At 69.3% G+C, this 16,935-nt stretch carries 12 protein-coding genes; 7 read left to right on the top strand and 5 right to left on the bottom strand.

Annotated elements, in window-relative coordinates; genetic code table 11:
* Nucleotides 1-11 precede the first annotated feature (11 nt).
* From ACZ5EF_RS09340 to dauA, 6 genes are all read left to right on the top strand, one after another.
* Entirely contained in the window at nt 12-1,034 is a 1,023-nt protein-coding gene (locus ACZ5EF_RS09340; RefSeq protein ID WP_346062426.1) for an ABC transporter ATP-binding protein, read from the top strand.
* Nucleotides 1,031-2,116 carry an ABC transporter ATP-binding protein gene (locus ACZ5EF_RS09335; RefSeq protein ID WP_346062427.1) on the top strand — a complete coding sequence of 362 codons (1,086 nt, stop codon included), beginning with the start codon at nt 1,031-1,033 and terminating at the stop codon, nt 2,114-2,116. The genes ACZ5EF_RS09340 and ACZ5EF_RS09335 overlap by 4 nt, the downstream gene beginning before the upstream one ends.
* Nucleotides 2,117-2,206: 90 nt before the next feature.
* Complete coding sequence (locus tag ACZ5EF_RS09330) at nt 2,207-3,124, top strand: LysR family transcriptional regulator (RefSeq protein ID WP_346062428.1); 918 nt, start codon at nt 2,207-2,209, stop codon at nt 3,122-3,124.
* Nucleotides 3,125-3,167: 43 nt separating this feature from the next.
* Nucleotides 3,168-4,493 (top strand): Xaa-Pro dipeptidase, encoded by a 1,326-nt coding sequence (gene pepQ, locus ACZ5EF_RS09325; RefSeq protein WP_346062429.1) that lies wholly within the window; start codon nt 3,168-3,170, stop codon nt 4,491-4,493.
* Nucleotides 4,494-4,608: 115 nt separating this feature from the next.
* Entirely contained in the window at nt 4,609-5,637 is a 1,029-nt protein-coding gene (locus tag ACZ5EF_RS09320; RefSeq protein WP_346062430.1) for a hydrolase, read from the top strand.
* 129 nt (nt 5,638-5,766) lie between these two features.
* On the top strand, nt 5,767-7,515 hold the full coding sequence (gene dauA, locus ACZ5EF_RS09315; RefSeq protein ID WP_346062431.1) for a C4-dicarboxylic acid transporter DauA: 1,749 nt from the start codon (nt 5,767-5,769) through the stop codon (nt 7,513-7,515).
* Here the strand turns inward: dauA and msrA are convergent.
* From msrA to ACZ5EF_RS09295, 4 genes are all read right to left on the bottom strand, one after another.
* Nucleotides 7,509-8,138, bottom strand: coding sequence for a peptide-methionine (S)-S-oxide reductase MsrA (msrA, locus tag ACZ5EF_RS09310; RefSeq protein ID WP_346062432.1), 630 nt, complete (start codon nt 8,136-8,138; stop codon nt 7,509-7,511). The two genes, dauA and msrA, sit on opposite strands and share 7 nt — an antisense overlap.
* A 1-nt stretch (nt 8,139) precedes the next feature.
* Nucleotides 8,140-12,093, bottom strand: a complete 3,954-nt coding sequence (gene tamB, locus ACZ5EF_RS09305; protein ID WP_346062433.1) for an autotransporter assembly complex protein TamB — start codon at nt 12,091-12,093, stop codon at nt 8,140-8,142.
* Entirely contained in the window at nt 12,057-13,757 is a 1,701-nt protein-coding gene (gene tamA, locus ACZ5EF_RS09300; protein ID WP_346062434.1) for an autotransporter assembly complex protein TamA, read from the bottom strand. The genes tamB and tamA overlap by 37 nt, the downstream gene beginning before the upstream one ends.
* 91 nt (nt 13,758-13,848) lie before the next feature.
* Complete coding sequence (locus tag ACZ5EF_RS09295) at nt 13,849-14,727, bottom strand: coiled-coil domain-containing protein (RefSeq protein ID WP_346062435.1); 879 nt, start codon at nt 14,725-14,727, stop codon at nt 13,849-13,851.
* A 232-nt stretch (nt 14,728-14,959) separates the two neighbouring features.
* Between ACZ5EF_RS09295 and ACZ5EF_RS09290 the strand changes: the two genes are divergently transcribed.
* Nucleotides 14,960-15,538, top strand: a complete 579-nt coding sequence (locus ACZ5EF_RS09290; RefSeq protein WP_346062436.1) for a superoxide dismutase — start codon at nt 14,960-14,962, stop codon at nt 15,536-15,538.
* 116 nt (nt 15,539-15,654) lie between these two features.
* Here ACZ5EF_RS09290 and ACZ5EF_RS09285 read toward each other — a convergent pair whose 3' ends face one another.
* A complete protein-coding gene (locus ACZ5EF_RS09285) occupies nt 15,655-16,935 on the bottom strand; it encodes a nucleotide sugar dehydrogenase (RefSeq protein WP_346062437.1) in 1,281 nt (426 codons plus the stop codon).

Here is a 16,935-nt window from a genome sequence, read left to right as displayed (position 1 = left end):
GAGCACCTCTTATGGCACTTCTCGAAGTTCGCGACCTGGATGTGCGCTTCGCCCTGCGCCAGGGCGAGGTGCGCGCCCTGCGCAATATCAATTTCACCCTGGACCGCGGCGAACGCCTCGGCCTGGTGGGCGAGTCCGGCGCCGGCAAGTCGGTGGCCGCCTTCAGCCTGCTCAACCTGATCGCCAGGCCCGGCTATATCGCCGGCGGCAGCATCCGCTTCGATGGCCAGGAGCTGATCGGCCTCGGCGAGCGGCAGCTGCGGCGTATCCGCGGCAACCGCGTGTCGATGATCTTCCAGGATCCGATGATGACCCTTAATCCGGTGCTGACCATCGGCGAGCAGATGGTCGAGTGCCTCAAGGCGCATCGCCGCATCGCCTCCCGAGAGGCCCGGGCCATCGCCCTGCACAAGCTCCAGCAGGTGCAGATCCCCTCCCCGGAGACGCGCCTCGACCAGTACCCCCACGAGCTCTCCGGGGGCATGCGTCAGCGGGTCATCATCGCCATCGCCCTGCTGCTGGATCCGGACATCATCATCGCCGACGAGCCCACCACGGCGCTGGACGTGACCATCCAGGCGGAGATCATGACCCTGCTGCTGGAGCTGTGCGAGAAGCACAACGTCGGCCTGATCCTGATCACCCACGACCTGGGAGTGGTCAGCCAGGTGACCCAGCGCATGCTGGTGATGTATGCGGGACGGGTGATCGAGGCCGGGCCGACCCGGGAGATCATCAACGACCCCCAGCATCCCTATACCCAGGGGTTGATGAATGCCCTGCCGCAGATGGCCACCCCGGGCAGCCACCTCAATCAGATTCGCGGCAGCATGCCGCCGCTGAGCCAGCTGCCCTCGGGCTGTGCCTTCCATCCCCGCTGTGACTTCCTGACCCGCGCCGATGGCAGCGAGCGCCCCGCCTGCTCCCGCCAGGTGCCCGACTTCGTGGCCTCCGGCAATTGCCGGGTGGCTTGCCATATGGTGGCGGAAATGCTGGCCCAGGAAGCCGCCGCCACCGAGGAGGATCGCCCATGACCGCCCAGGCCCTGCCCCAGACCGAGACGCCTACCGAGACCCGAAGCCAGGCAACACGTCCGTCGGCCCAGGAGAATGCCCCGCTGCTGGAGATCCGCGGCCTGCGCAAGCGCTTCGATCTCTCCGGCGACTTCCTCGAACAGCTGCGCTTCAAGGGCGGCCGCCTGGTGCGCCATCAGGAGTTCGTGCATGCCATCAACGGCGTGGACCTGAGTATCCGGCGCGGCGAGGCGCTCTGCGTGGTCGGCGAGTCCGGCTGCGGCAAGTCCACGGTGGCGCGCACCGTGATGGGGCTGCTCTCGCCCAGCGCCGGGGAGATCCACTACGACGGGACGCGCATCGATGATCTCTCGCCCAAGGCGCTGCTGCCCTATCGCAAGCGCATGCAGATGATCTTCCAGAACCCCTACGCCTCGCTGAATCCGCGCATGACGATTCAGCAGACCCTGGAGGAGCCGATCCGCCTGCACCACCCCGACTGGTCCCGCGACCGGGTCACGGCCAAGGTGCGCGAGGTGATGGCCTCGGTGGGCGTCGACCCGGAATGGGGCGCGCGCTTCGGCCACGAGTTCTCCGGCGGCCAACGCCAACGCATCGCCATCGCCCGCGCCCTGGCCGTGGATCCGGAATTTATCGTCGCCGACGAGCCGATCTCGGCGCTGGACGTGTCCATTCAGGCCCAGGTGCTCAACCTGCTGATGGATGCCCAGCAGGAGCGCCACCTCACCTACCTGTTCATTACCCATGACCTGGCGGTGGTGGAGCACTTCGGCACCCGCGTCGCGGTGATGTACCTGGGCACCGTCTGCGAGGTGGCGCCGACCCGGACCCTGTTCGCCACGCCCCGCCACCCCTATACCCAGGCGCTGCTCTCGGCGATCCCGCGCCTGGAGGACGACCGGCCCCAGCCGATTCGCCTGACCGGCGAGGTGCCGACCCCGGTGAACCTGCCCTCCGGCTGCGTCTTCCATGGGCGCTGTCCCCATGCCGAACCCCGCTGCCGGCGTGAGGTACCCCGGCTGCGTCCCCAGGACGATGGTGGCCAGGTGGCCTGTCATGCGGTGGAGGAAGGACGCCTGTAGACACGACTGTAGAGAAACAGGCGTCTCAATGGCAAAATTCACTGCCTGACTAGACAAATCCAACAATATTTTCGATAAATCTGGTGAACCATGGAAATTCGCTGGCTGGAAGACTTTGTCGCCCTGGCCCGCACCCGGCACTTCTCCCGGGCCGCGGAGGAGCGTAATGTCACCCAGCCCACCTTCTCGCGACGCATCAAGCTGCTGGAAGAGGAGATGGGCACCACCCTGGTCAATCGCCAGACCCTGCCCCTCTCCCTGACCCCGGCCGGCGAGGAATTCCTGCGTCTCTGCGAGCAGGTCACGCAACGGGTGCAGGATACCCGGGAGCGGCTCTCGCGCCTCGCCGAGGCCCAGGCCAACCGCTTGCGGCTGGCGGCGCCCCAGAGCCTGCTCTCCCACTTCCTGCCGGAGTGGCTGGCGACCCATCACGAGGATCCGCCCCTGGAGCCCTACCTGAGGGCCACCGGCTGGCTGATCGACGACTACTTCCAGGCCCTCGACCGCGGCGAGTGTGACCTGGTGCTCTGCTACTGGCCGCGAGATGGGCTATTGTCGGAGAGTGAGCGGCTCGAGTGCGATTATCGGCGGGTCGGCGAGGAGCGCCTGATCCCGCTCTCGGTCCCGGATCCCGATGGGCGCCCGCGCTTCTCCCTGGGCAGCGGCCCCCGGGAGAGTCTGCCGCTGATCGCCTTCCATCCCCGGGGGCTGATGCATGCCGCCATCCAGGACCATCTGACTAGCCTCGGCGAGGCCCCGGCCTTCCGGGTACTCAACGAGAGCATCCAGAGCCACAATATCAGGGAACTGATCGGCCTCGGCTATGGGATGGGCTGGTTGCCGCAGCGACTGGCCGCCCCGGCCCTTGCCCGGGGGGAACTGGTGCCCGCCGGCGATGCCCGCTGGCAGGTCCCCCTGGAGATCCGCCTCTATCGCCATACCCAGGGCCCTTCGCCGGCCCTGGACAAGCTATGGCAAGCGTTGCCCTCGCCGGCCCCCGTGGCCTGATCGGCGGGGTGCCCGACCTTCGATTTTCGCTATGGAGTCACCGATGACCAACGACCTCGCCGACGCTCAGCAGGCGCACCTCTCCCGGCTCGAGCAGGCCTACGCGGCGCTGCTGGCGGAACACGGCTATGATGGAGTGCTGCTCTATAGTGGCCGGGCCCACCGGCATTTCGCCGATGACCAGCACGCCAGCTTCGCCGCCTATGGCCACTTCCTGCACTGGGTGCCCCTGGCCGGCCTGGAGCATAGCTGGTTGTTGATTCGCCCGGGCCAGAGGCCGCGCCTCTATTTCCACGCCCCCCGGGACTTCTGGCACCTTTCGCCGCGACTGCCCGAGGAAGCCTGGGTCGAGGCCTTCGAGGTGGTGTGTCAGGAGGAGGGTGAGGCGCCGCGGCTGCCCGCCGGGCGCTTCGCGGTCCTCGGCGAGGTGAGCGCGGCCCAGGCCGAACGCCTGGGGGCCGAGGCCAACCCCGAGGCTCTCACCCGCGCCCTGGACGAGGCCCGGGTTCGCAAGAGCGACTATGAGGTCGCCTGCCTGCGTGAGGCCAACCGCCGGGCCCTGGCCGGTCACGCCGCGGCGCGGGACGCCTTCCTGGCCGGCGGTGCCGAGCTGGACTGCCAACTGGCCTATCTCCAGGCGGCGCGGATCCGCGAGAGCGAGTTGCCCTACCAGAGCATCGTCGGCATCGATGCCCACGGCGGCGTGCTCCACTATCAGCACTACGACCTCGAGGCCCCGGCACGGGCGCATAGCCTGCTGGTGGACGGCGGCCACCGCTTCCGCGGCTACTGCGCCGATATCACTCGCAGTTGGGCGGGGCCGGCGGCCAGCGACGACTACCGGGCCCTGCTCGCCGGCATGGATCGCCTGCAGCGGCAACTGGTGGAGGGGCTGGCCCCGGGCGTCTCCTATGTGACGATGCAGGAGCGCATGCACCAGGGCCTGGCCGACCTCTTGGTGGAGCACGGCCTGGTCAAGGCGAGTGCCGAGGCGGCCCTCGAGCGCGGCATCACCCGCGCCTTCTGCCCCCATGGGCTGGGCCATCTGCTGGGCCTGCAGGTCCACGACGTGGGCGGGCGCCAGGACAAGCAAGGCCACCCCCTGCCTCCACCCCCGACGCATCCGGCGCTACGCCTGACCCGGGAGCTGGAAGCGGGGATGGCGATCACCGTGGAGCCGGGGCTCTATGTGATTCCGATGCTGCTGGAACCGCTGCGCCAGGGCGCCACCGCCGGCATGCTCGACTGGGGCCGGGTCGAGGCCCTGGGCGAACATGGCGGCATCCGTATCGAGGACAATGTGGTGATCACCGCGGCGGGCCGCGACAATCTGACCCGGGATCTTGATTTAACGCAAGAGATGTCCTGATGGCCTTGCCTTTCGACCAGCACGGGCCGCAATAACCTTGCCTCCCGCCGGCACCGCGATAAGCTAGAAGAGATAGGGGCCGCACCGGGCCCCGGTTCTCCAGCACGAGGCCGGCATGACCCACGCGATTGTTCCCGCCGACTTTCACCCTCCCCGGGGACTAGGTAACCGACACCTCCAGACCCTGCTGCCGCGCCTGCTGCCACGGCGACGCCTGGCGCGGGACACCGAGATCATCAACCTGCCGGATGGCGACTTCGTGGAGCTGGCCTGGGTGCGTCCGGCGCCGACGGCCCCGGAGGCGCCGCTGTTCGTGCTCTTCCATGGCCTGGAGGGCTCCTTCGACGCCCCCTATGCCCGCGAACTGCTGGGGGCGGCGGCGGACCTCGGCTGGCGGGCCGTGCTGATGCATTTCCGCGGCTGTGGCCAGGCCCCCAACCGCCTGCCGCGGGCCTATCATAGCGGCGATACCGCCGACGCCTACTGGGTGCTGGGCCAGCTCGGCCAGCGTTATCCCCAGGCCCTCAAGGTGGCCGCCGGGGTCTCCCTGGGCGCCAATATGCTGCTCAAGCTGGTCGCGGAACAGGGCGGCGATGGCCTCGACCTGGCCGGGGCCATCGCCATCAATGCGCCCCTGGATCTCGCCGCCAGCGCCGATGTGCTCAATCGCGGCATGGCGCGGGTCTACCAGCGCCATCTGCTGGCCTCGCTGAAGCGCAAGGTCGCCCTCAAGATGGCCAAGGGCCCCCTGCCCATTAGCCTCTCTCCCCACCAGCTCAAGGAGCTGGACACCTTCTGGGCCTACGACAACGAGGTCACCGCGCCCCTGCACGGTTTCGCCTCCGCCAGCGACTACTATCGCCGCGCCTCGGCGGGCCCCCTGCTCGGCGAGATCGAACTCCCCACCCTGATCCTGCACGCCGCCGACGACCCCTTTATGCCCGGCGACCTCTTCGAGCACCTGCCCGCCCCCTCGGCGGCGGTGCGCGTCGAGATCGCCCGCCACGGTGGCCATGTGGGCTATATTGAGCGGCGCGGCGCGCGCCTCGCCTCCTGGCTGGCCCGTCGGGTCACCCGCCAGCTCGACGACTGGGCCCGGGTGCCGGAAGGGCTCGGCCAAACCCCGGCTTCCGCCCGCGGCTAGCCTGTCGCCCGGGCGACATCCCGCCGCACCGGCGCCGCCTCGGCGTCGGTACATGCTATGATCACCGGCGTTCTTTACTCGGTGCCGCCATGGCCGCCTGGCCATCGGCGCCTGGCTCAAGGAGGGATCATGGCAAGGAGAGCCCGGCGCTTGCCGGCTATCGCTACCGGTCTGCGGAGCGCCTTCGAGCAAGGCTATGGCCTGGGGGCGTTGCGCCATGACCTGATGGCGGGGCTGACCCTGGGGACCGTGGCGGTCCCCCTGTCCATGGCACTGGCCATCGCCACCGGCGTGCCGCCCCAGCATGGACTCTATACCGCCATCGTCGCCGGCGCCCTGATCGCCCTGACCGGGGGCTCGCGCTTCAATGTCTCGGGGCCCACCGCGGCCTTCGTGGTCATCCTCTTCCCCATCGTGCAACAGCACGGCCTGGGGGGCCTGCTGATCGCCACCATGATGGCGGGGCTGATCCTGGTTGCCCTCGGCCTGGCTCGCCTGGGCCGCCTGATCGAGTTCGTCCCCTATCCGGTGATTCTCGGCTTCACGGCCGGCATCGCCGTGGTGATCGCTACCCTACAGCTGCCCGACTTCCTGGGACTCAGCCTGGAAGGGCTCGACGAGCACTTCCTCGCCAACCTGGGGCGCATCGTCGGCGCCCTGGGCTCCTGGAACCCCTGGGAACTGGCAATCGGCCTCTTCACGCTGCTGGTGATGCTGCTCTGGCCGCGCCTGGGCATCCGCGTGCCGGCCCCCCTGGCGGGGCTGGTGGCCGCCACCCTCCTGACTCGGGCGATCGGCGCCTGGCTCGGCGGTGATATCGATATCGCCACCATCGCCTCGCGCTTCAGTTGGGAGGCCGATGGCCAGAGCGGCGCCGGCATTCCGCCCCTTGCCCCGACCCTGCTGGCCTCCGGCCTGTTCTCGAATGCCGACGGCGAGCCCCTGAGCCTCGATTTCGAGCTCTTCCATGAGCTGCTGGGACCGGCCGTCGCCATCGCCATGCTGGGCGCCATCGAATCCCTGCTCTGCGCGGTCGTGGCCGACGGCCTGACCCGCAGCAGGCATGATCCCAATGCCGAGCTGATCGGCCAGGGACTGGGCAATATCGTGGCCCCGCTGTTCGGCGGCATCACCGCCACCGCGGCCCTGGCACGCACCGCCACCAATATTCGCAGCGGCGCACGTTCCCCCCTGGCCGCCGTGGTGCATGCCCTGGTGGTACTGCTGGCGGTAGTGGCGCTGGCGGAGGTGCTGGGGGGCGTGCCCATGAGTGCCCTGGCGGCGCTGCTGTTTATCGTCGCCTGGAACATGAGCGAGGCTCGTCATATGGTGCATACCCTGCGTACGGCCCCGCCCGGGGACGTGCTTATCCTGGTGCTCTGTTTCGTACTGACGGTACTCTTCGATATGGTCCTGGCGGTGGCCGTGGGGATCGGGCTGGCCGCCGCCCTCTTCGTGCATCGCATGGCGGGACTGACCCAGTCCCGGCGCATCGAGGCGCCGACCGAGGCGCTGGGGGACTTGCCCGAGGATATCGCCCTCTATGACATCGACGGCCCGCTGTTCTTTGCCGCCGCCGACAAGGCCCTGATCACCCTGCATCGAGTCGATCCCGGGGTGCATACCCTGCTCCTCGACATGCGCGACGTGCCGAGCCTGGACGCCACGGCCATCGAGGCCCTGCGGCGGCTGATCGACGAGATGCACCATCGGGAGATCGGCCTGGTGCTGATCGGCCTACCGGCGCGCCTGTTGATCAAGCTGAAGCGCGCCGGCCTGCGCAAGCGGCCCGGCCTCCTGCACTACAGCCGCGACCCGAGGCAGGCTCGCCGAGTGGCCTGGCGCTGGCGTGAGGCGCGGGATGGCGTCGATCACTGACCGGGGCAACCGATGCCGGTGCCCTTGAGGCCGCAGTAGCCGCCGGGGTTCTTGGCCAGGTACTGCTGGTGATATTCCTCGGCGTAGTAGAAGGCCGCCAGCGGCGCGATCTCGGTGGTGATGGTGCCGCGCCCGGCCCGGCTCAACGCCTGCTGATAGCGCTCGCGACTGGCCTCGGCCGCCTCCTGCTGGGCCGCGTCGATAGTGTAGATCGCCGAGCGGTACTGGGTGCCGATGTCATTGCCCTGGCGCATGCCCTGAGTCGGATCATGGGCCTCCCAGAACACCGCCAGCAGGCGCTCCAGGTCCAGCTCGACGGGATCAAAGATGACCCGTACCACCTCGGTATGGCCGGTGAGGCCGGTGCAGGTCTCCTCGTAGGTGGGATTGGGCGTATGGCCGCCGGCGTAGCCCACGGCGGTGACATGGACGCCGGGCAGCTGCCAGAAGAGGCGCTCGGCGCCCCAGAAACAGCCCAGTCCCAGCACGATCTCGCGATGCCCCGGAGGCCAGGGCGGCAAGAGACTACGGCCATTGACGTGGTGAATGCCGCCGATCGCCAGCGGCGCCTCACGGCCCGGCAGGGCCCGCTCGGGGGTCACCAGGGTCTGCTTGTCGAACATCTCATTCTCCACTGTCGCGCAGTCGCGGGTTACCGCGTCTGCTGAAGGTATAGACCAGATCCACCGCCTGGGCGGCACCCGAGACCGCCTGCACATAGAGGTTGCGCCACAGGGTATAGCGCAGGGTCAGCTCGGCGATCGGCGAGAAGATCCCCACCCCGTAGCTGATGCGCAGGTCATCGGTGAGCTGGCCGGCCACCACCACCTGACTCTCCTCGCCGGCGCCGGCGGTCTCCAGGCGCAGATCCTCGATACCGAAGGCCTGGCCAAGCTGGCCCACGGCACCGCCGGTGCGGGACAAGGTCAGGCCCACCAGGGCCGAGGTCAGGGCGCCGTCGGCATCGCTCTCGTCCGGCGCCCGGCCGCGCAGCAGGTAGGAGAGTGCCCGCGCCTCGTCCATGGCCGGCTCGGAGAAGATCCGCAGTTCCGGCTCGTCGGCCTGGCCTCTCACCCTGAGGCCGGCGATCACCTCGTCCTGGGTGATATCGGGGTTGCGGATGGCTTCCACCTCCAGCAGCGGCTGGTCCGGCGGGCCGCTGAAGATCAGCTGGCCCTCGCGGATCAGCAGGTCCTGGCCGAAGGCGCGGAAGCGCCCGTCCACCAGATTGACGTCGCCGAACAGTTGCACCGGGCCATCGGCCTGGCGCACCTCCAGTTCGCCGGTGAGGCCGGCCTCGAGGCCGTAGGCCTCCAGCTGCATGTCCGGCCCCAGGCTCAGGTCGATCCGTACCTGGATTGCCATGCCGGCCCGGCGCAGGGCCGCGGCGGCGGATTCCTGGGCGGCCAGGTCCTCCTCGGAGAAGGCCGCCAGCCTGAGGCGCTCGCGGACCTCCTCCTCGCTGACGATCACCTCGTCGGGGCTCGGCGAGACCACCCCCGGGGGGAGTTGTCCCACCTCCAGGCGCGCCCAGGGAATCTGCACCCGGCCGCCCACGTCCAGGCTGGCCGGGGTCACCGCGATGGTCAGCTGCGGTGCCAGGCGCAGGCGACCGAACTCGGGCAGGATCGCCAGCAAGGGGTCGTCGCGACCATCCACGCGGACCTCGATCGACCAGCTATCCAGGCTCGGCCAGGCCGCCTCCCCGCTGATATCCAGGCGCCCCTCCTCGCCGCGAATCAGGCCATCGATGGTGCCACGATCACCGGCCAGGTCGACGCCGATCCGCCCATCGTGAATGGTCACCGGCAGGTCGAAGCCTCGCGCCTCCAGGCCCTCCAGGGCGATGCGACCCCGCAGGTCCGGCACCTCCAGGCTACCGGCGATGGCCACCCGCCCCTCGAGGCGACCCTCCAGGCGCTCCATGCCCGCGATCAGGGCCCGGTAGCGAGCCAGGTCGATGGCCTCGAGGCGCAGCTCGCCGCTCAGCGCCTGGCGCCCCAGGGGATCCTCCACCTGGACGCTGAGTCCCAATTCACCGGCCTCGGCCAGGGCCAGGGAGAGCTCGGCCTCGGCCCGCGCTTCGCTGGCCTCGAGCCCCAGGCGCAGTCGGGAATCGGGCAGCTCCCAGGGCTGGCCATAGGCGTCCTCGCCGCTCAGGGCGATGCGGCTGGCCAGATCGCTGGTCAGGCGCCACCGGGCGCCGCCCTGGGACCAGTCGAGGGCGAGATCGCCATCGGTCTCCCCGGCCAGCTCCCAGCCGTCCGGCATGGCCGCCTCGACCAGGTCCATGGGCAGGGCCTCGAGACGCAGCGCCAGGCGGCCCGATGCCGCCGAGGCGCGCAGGGTCTCGATGCTGCACAGCCGCCCCCCCTCGCCGCGTACCAGGCAGAAGGGCTCGGCGTCGACGCGACCCGCGTCGAGGGCGACCTCGAAGCGCAGCGGCTCCTCCAGGGCCAGGGTGCCCTGGGGCAATACCGCCTCCAGGGGCGAGAGTGCGCCACGATAGCGCTGCTGAGCCTGATTCAGCCCCCCGTCCAGTCCCAGGACCAAGCGCTCCAGGGGCCCCTGATCGTCGCCCTCCAGGTCGAGCTCGAGGCGGTGCTCGGAGAGTCGCCCCTGCAGGGTCAGGGTCAGGGCCGCCAGGCGTTGCTCGGCGGCGGTCAAGCCGTCGGCGCTTAACTCGGCCTCCAGCCGCGGATCGTCGATCCCCGCCACCCGGGCCTGAAGCTCGAGGGCCTCCACACGGTTGCCTTCGAAGGCCAGAGCGGCGCCGTTGAGGTTGAGATCCAGGGTCGGCGCCTCCAGGCTGCCGGCCACCGCGAAGTCACCGGCCAGGCGTCCCTCGAGCCCCGCCAACAGGCTCTCCAGTCGGGGCGCCTCGAGCGTGCCGGCGAGGTCCAGGCGCTCCTCGATGCGACCGGCCACCGAGAGGCGATTGTCGCCCTGGCGGGCCTCCAGGCGAGCGATGTCCCAGCGCATCTCGCTGGTGCCGCTGAGGCTCGCCTCCAGCGACAGGGGCAGCTCCTGGAGCTCGCCGTCGATGGCCAATTCCGGAATCGCCAGTTCCCAGGCCTGGTCCCGGAGCCGGAAGTCGACGGCCGCCGTGCCGGAGAGCTGCCCGGCCAGCGCTTCGGTGAACTGCCCCGGGTCGAGCGCTTCCATATTGAGGCGCGCGGAGAGATCGATGCCCTCCTGCCAGGCGATGCGTCCTCGGCTGACCAGGCTGCCCTGGGGCAACGTCAGCGACAGCGGCATCCAGGCGAAGTGCCCGGCATCGCCCTCGCCGAGCAGGGCCAGTTGGGTCGGCGGCAGCGCCGCACCCTGGACCCGGCCGCTCAGGCGCGCCTCGTAACCCAGCAGACTGCCCTGGAGATCCACGACCAGGTCCTCGAGGAGATAGTCGGCGTCCCGATTCGGCGCCAGGGGCCACTGCAACTGCTCGCTGCTAAGACGCAGATGAAACGGCAGGGTCGGATCCAGGGCATCGATCTCCAGTCCCACTCGGGCGGCAACGGCACCGCCACTCTCCAGCCCCGCCTCCAGGCCGCCGAGGCGCCCGCCGAGGGTCAGGGTGAAGCGTTCTCCTTCCAGCGCCGGCAGGGCCGGTAGCTCATGCACCTGGACCTCCAGACGGGCCTCCAGCGGATACTCCCCGCTCATGGCCACCTGGGCCTCCAGGCGCAGGCTGGCCTGGGGGTGGTCGACTTCCAGGCGCCTCAGGCTCAGGGTGTCGCCGCGTCCGCTGGCCTCCAGATAGAGACGGTCCAGGCGCTGTTCCACGGCGCCGGAGAGTTCGACGTCCTCGACCAGCAGTTCGCCGACGGCCAGGTCCAGCGGCAGCCGTATATCGGGCAGCGCCAGGCGTTCGCGTTCGGTCAGGGGCGGCGCCGGCTCAGCGATGGGGCGGTGCTCGGCCACGGCGATGGCGACATCGATGGCCTCGGCGGTCAGGGCGACCGCCCCCGCCGCGGCACCCGGCGCCCAGCGCTGCCCCGGACTGGGCGGCAGGTAGAGCCGCAGCCCGGAGAGGCGGGTCGCCAGCAGGGTCGCGGCCTCGCCCTCGCCCATGGCGCCGCTGACGAACTCCTGCCAGCCAATGCGAGTGCCATCGGCGAGGCGAATATCGGCATTCGTCACCGCCAATTCGCGCAGCTCGATAGGCAGGGGGAGCGTGATGCGCTCCGGGGGCTCCCCCGCGGGCGTCTCGGTGGGGTCCGTGGCGGCCAGGTCCACCCGCAGATCATCCAGGTAAAGCCGGTCGAGACACAGCCGCCCTCGCAACAGGCAGTCGCTGGCCCAGGCCCACTCGAGCCGACCGACGGCCACCTCGGCGGGCCCGGCGTTCAGGCGCAGTCCCTCCACGACCAGGCGATCCAGGGGCGCGCCCTCGACGCGGGTATAGTCGATCAGGCCCCGCTCGCGGGCCTGATCCAGGGCCAGGCCGGTGCCCCAGGGAGAGAGCAGCAGGCCGAGCCCGAAGAGCAGCAGGCCAAACAGCCACAACGGCAGCCATAGCAGCAGGCGAATCAGGGCCCAGCTCAGAATTCCGGCCCGATGGCGAAATGAAGGCGCCACGCGTTCTCCTCATCGTCGAAGGGGTGGGCGATATCGAGGCGAATGGGCCCCACCGGGGAGACCCAGCGAATGCCCAGGCCGGCCCCGGTATTGAGCGTCTCGGGCCACCAGTCGTCGAAGGCGTCGCCGGTGTCGACGAAGGCCGCCGCCCACCAGTTGCCGGTGACCCGACGCTGTATCTCGCCGCTGGCGGTGAACAGCTGGCGCCCGCCGCGCAGGCGCCCCTCGTCGTTGCGCGGCGCCAGGCTCTCGTAGCCATAGCCACGCACGCTGCGATCGCCGCCGGTGAAGAAGCGCAGCGAGGGAGGAATCTTGTCGAAATCGCTGGTCTCGATGACGCCCACCCCGGTGCGGGCGATCAGCCGGGTATTCGCTCCCCACATGCGGATCCACTGGGAATCCAGGGTGCTGCGGAAGAAACTGGCGCTGGAGCCCCAACTGGTATCCGAGTATTCGAAGGCGATACGCTGGCGATCCCCCCAGGTGGGAAAGCGCGGGTTGCGGGTGCGGGTCCGCGACCAGCTGATCCCCGGATAGAGCAGCCAGACCCGCTCCGCCTCGCCGCCCTGGGTAAAGTCCTCGAAGCTGGAACGCAGGTAGAGGCTCTGCACCCAGTCATTCTCGAAGCGCCACTGGCGGGCGAGCTCCACCGAGCTCTCCAGGCTGCGGGTATCGTCCTGGTCGCGGTGGCGCAGGCCGTATTGCAGACGGTAGCTGTCGCGCAGGGGGTCGGCCAGGGGAAGGCGGTACTCCCCCGTGAAGCGCTGTTCGGGCCCGGAGATAAAGAGGTCGTGATTCAGACTATGTCCGCGGCTGTTGATCCACGGCTGATTCCAGCTGAAGTGCGTACGCGGCCCTACGTCGGTGGCATAGCCGAGGGCCACCTCGAACTGATGGCGATCCGCCGGCGTCAGGTGCACGCTGACCGGCACCTCCTCGGGACCGTCCGGGCTCGCGCCGCCCTCTTCCCCCGGCAGTCGCGGGCGCACCGACACCGACTCGAACCAGCCGCTCTGCCCCAGTCGTTGGGTGTACTCGGAGAGATCGCCGGCCAGGTAGGGATCTCCCGGGGCGAAGTTGAGCATGCGCTCGAGACGATCGAGTCGAATATGGCTGCCCTGGATATCCACTTCGCCGAAGCGATAGCGCGGGCCGCTGTCGAAAGTCAGGGTGATATGGGCGCTCTGCTCCCAGGGGCGTACCTCGAGGCGGCGGTCGCGGAAGTAAGAGTCGAAGTAGCCCCGCTCCAGGGCCAGCCCCGCCAGACGATTACGCAGGCGATCGTAGGGGGCATGGCGCAGCGGCTCGCCCTCGGCCAGGCCATGGGCCGCCAGGACCTCCTCGAAGGCCTCATCGCCACCGGCCTCGCCACGCACCGAGATGGCCAGCCGCCGGACGACCACCTGGGGGCCCGGGGTGACGGCGATATCGACCCGGGTCACCGGCTCCCCCACCAGGCTCAGTTCGAACTGGGGCTCGTAGTAGCCGAAGGGCCTCAGGGCTTCGGCGGCGCGGCGGCGCGCCTCTGCCTCCAGGCGGGCGGGACTGTACTGCTCCCCCTCCAGGCCCGCCAGGTAGTTTTCGATATTATCCGCCGCCTCGCCCTCGATACCGCTGACGCGGGCCGACAATGCCCAGGCAGAGGCCGGCAGACTCAGGGCCACCGCCAGCAGGGCGGTACTCAGGCGGCGTCGCCCCCCATGGATTGGACCTCGGATAACGCTACCTCCCTGTTCTCTTCGCGAATGGCCCCTGTCAGGGAGCCAGCATTTCCAGGCGGGCCTCGGTGGCCAGCAGGGAACGTCGCAGTTCCTGGACCTCTCCCCGCAGGGCATCCAAGCGTCCGGCCAGCTCCTCGCGAGCCTCCCGGGCATTATCGGGGTGGGACCTCAGCGGCTCAAGGATATCGAGAACCTCACCGAGCTCCTCCTCCAGGGCGCTCAGCCGGGAGGCCGAGCGCTCGGCCTCCTCGTTGAGCCCCGCGACCTCGTCCTCCAGGCGGCTGGCCAGGGCCTGGGTATCCTGGCGTTCCAGGGCCTCCACTCGGTGGGACAGCTCGTCCCTCGCCGCCTCCTCCTGGCGCTCCAGGCTGTCCAGTCGCTGGGATAGCCCGGTGCGGGCCTCTTCGCCCAGGGTCTCCAGCGCATCCAGGGAGTCACGGCTGGACGCCAGCCAGGCCTGCAGGGTGGCCTGCTGCTCCTCGAGGCGTGCCAATGCCTCGGCCAACGCCTGGGCACTCGGGCCCTGTTCCTGAGCCTGCCGCAGGGTATCCAGGCTCTCGCTCTGATCGCTCAGCCTCTCCTCCAGGGCCAGCTGTTGCTCCACCAAGGCCTCCTGTCCCTCGTTCAGCTGCGCCAGGGCCGCGCCGGGATCGAGGCCGTCGAAGCGGGCGTGGATATTGGAGAACTGCCCCTCGAGACGCCGCAGCTCGGCATGCAGCAGTTGGCGCTCCTCCCAGGCCAGGGCCGTGATGCCTACCAGGCCCGTGGCCAGGATCAGTACCGCCAGGCGCAGTCCCCAGGGCCTGGGCGACGCCGAGGCCGGCGCGGCATGACGGCGCGGTGGCGGATCGAGGCTGGCATCGGGGTCGGCGACCAGGGGGGGAGGACGCCGTTCCTCCGGGGGCTGAGCCATGGACGAAACTCCTCTTCGCAGCGGATGAGTGCGGCGTCGACGGGCCAATCCCGAGTGTCGCCGTCGGAATTGGCGGCATCCCGGCAGGGTGCTATGATGTGTCGACACCACTTACGCAGATGCTTGGTATTGTAAGGTTTTTTGCGACGGGACCGATAGCGCCTTGATTCGCGATGGTTCCGCCCCCACAACACCAGGTACTGTTTTCATCGGTGATAAAAAGGAGCAAACCATGGCATTCGAACTTCCCGCCCTGCCGTACGAGAAGAACGCGCTGGAACCGCATATCTCCGCCGAGACCCTGGAGTATCACTACGGCAAGCACCATCAGGCCTATGTGACCAAGCTCAATGAGCTGACCGACGGCACCGAGAATGCCAGCAAGTCCCTGGAAGAGATCATCAAGTCCTCCTCCGGCGGCCTGTTCAACCAGGCGGCTCAGGTGTGGAACCACACCTTCTACTGGCACTGCCTCTCCCCGAATGGCGGCGGCGAGCCCAGCGGCGCCCTGGGCGACGCCATCAAGGCCAAGTTCGGTTCCTTCGACGAGTTCAAGGCCGCCTTCAACGCCAAGGCGGTGGGTAACTTCGGCTCCGGCTGGACCTGGCTGATCAAGACCGACGACGGTGGCGTGGATATCGTCAACACCGACGATGCCGACACCCCCATCGCCCATGGCCAGACCCCGCTGCTGACCATCGATGTGTGGGAGCACGCCTACTACATCGACTACCGCAATGCTCGCCCGAAGTACCTGGAGAGCGTGTGGAACATCGTCAACTGGGACTTCGTGGCCCAGAACTTCGCCTAAGCCTCCGCTTGGCGAAGCCGCCCGGGCGACCGCCCGGGCAGGCATGACAAGGCCCCGCATGGCGGGGCCTTTGTCGTTGGCAAGAGGCGTAAGCGGCGGCGTGAACGGCCGGGAGACTAGGGGTCGGCGCGGCGACCGATACCGCGATAGGTCAGCCCCTGGCCGGCCACATAGTCGGGATCATAGATATTGCGGCCATCCAGAATCAGCCGCTCCCCGAGGCAGCCGGCCAGCCGCGCCCAGTCCGGGTTCCAGTAGCACTTCCATTCGGTGACCAGCAACAGGGCATCGGCGCCCTCGCAGGCGGCGTAGGGATCCTCGGGGCAGAGCGTCAGCAGCGGCTGCTCGCCCACCTCGGCGGCCAGCGCCGGCAACGCCGCCGGATCGTGCAGACGCACCTCGACTCCCTGGGCCCAGAGGGCCCGCAGCAAGGGCAGCACCGGGGCGTGATCGATACGCGCCGTGCCCGGCTTGAAGGCCGCGCCCCAGATCGCCACCCGGCGCCCGGCAAGCTCCCCCTGAAAGTGCCCCCAGAGCTTGCGGAACAGGGTCTCCTTCTTCTGCTCGTTGATCTCCAGCACCTGCTCGAGAAGGGCCGAGGCGCGTCCCTGGGCGGACTGGACGTCGGCCAGTCCCATCAGGTCCCGGGAGAAGTTGGGGCCACCGAAACCGCAGCCCGGATAGAGGTATTCGTAGCCGATGCGCGGGTCGGCGCCCATGCCCTGGCGTACCAGTTCCACATCGACGCCCAGGGTGTCGGCCAGGCCGGCCACCTCGTTCATGTAGCTGATGCGGGTGGCCAGCATGCCGTTGATGGCCAGCTTGGTGAGCTCGGCGGCCCGCAGCGGCATGCACTGGAAGACATCGCGGCGACGATTGAAGGCGCGCAGCAGCTCCCGCACCCGCACCGTGGCCTGGGCCGACTCGCTGCCCAGCAGCCAGCGGCTGGGGCGGGTAAAGGTCTCCCAGGCGCGCCCCTCCTCGAGCCGATCGGGCAGGCAGACCGCCCACTGGTCGGGCCCCAGCGGAGCCGCCAGGCGCTCGGTCTCGCCCACCGGGAAGGTGGCGTTATTGATCACCACCAGGGGCTCACTCTGGCAGGCGGCCTGGGCCTCTACCGCGGCCTGGGCCGCGGCACGCTGGTCCGGCGCCAGGGCCAGCCAAAGCACCTCGACGACCTCCGGGGGCTCCGTCTCGCTGACGCGCAGGCTGCCCTCGGCCAGGGCCCGTTCCAACTGAGCGAGTAGCTGCGGCTCGCGCCGGAGCCAGTCCGCCCGGCGCAGGAACGACCAGGCCGCGTCTCGGTGAGGCTGCCAGGTGACGTCATGGCCGACGCTGGCCAGGGCCGCCGCCGCGGTCACGGCGGCGAGTTCACTGCCGATCAGGCGTATCCGCAT

The organism is Bisbaumannia salifodinae (assembly GCF_055388505.1).
Note: the sequence above shows the minus strand (reverse complement) of the source record. Positions and strands in the feature narration are given on the sequence as shown.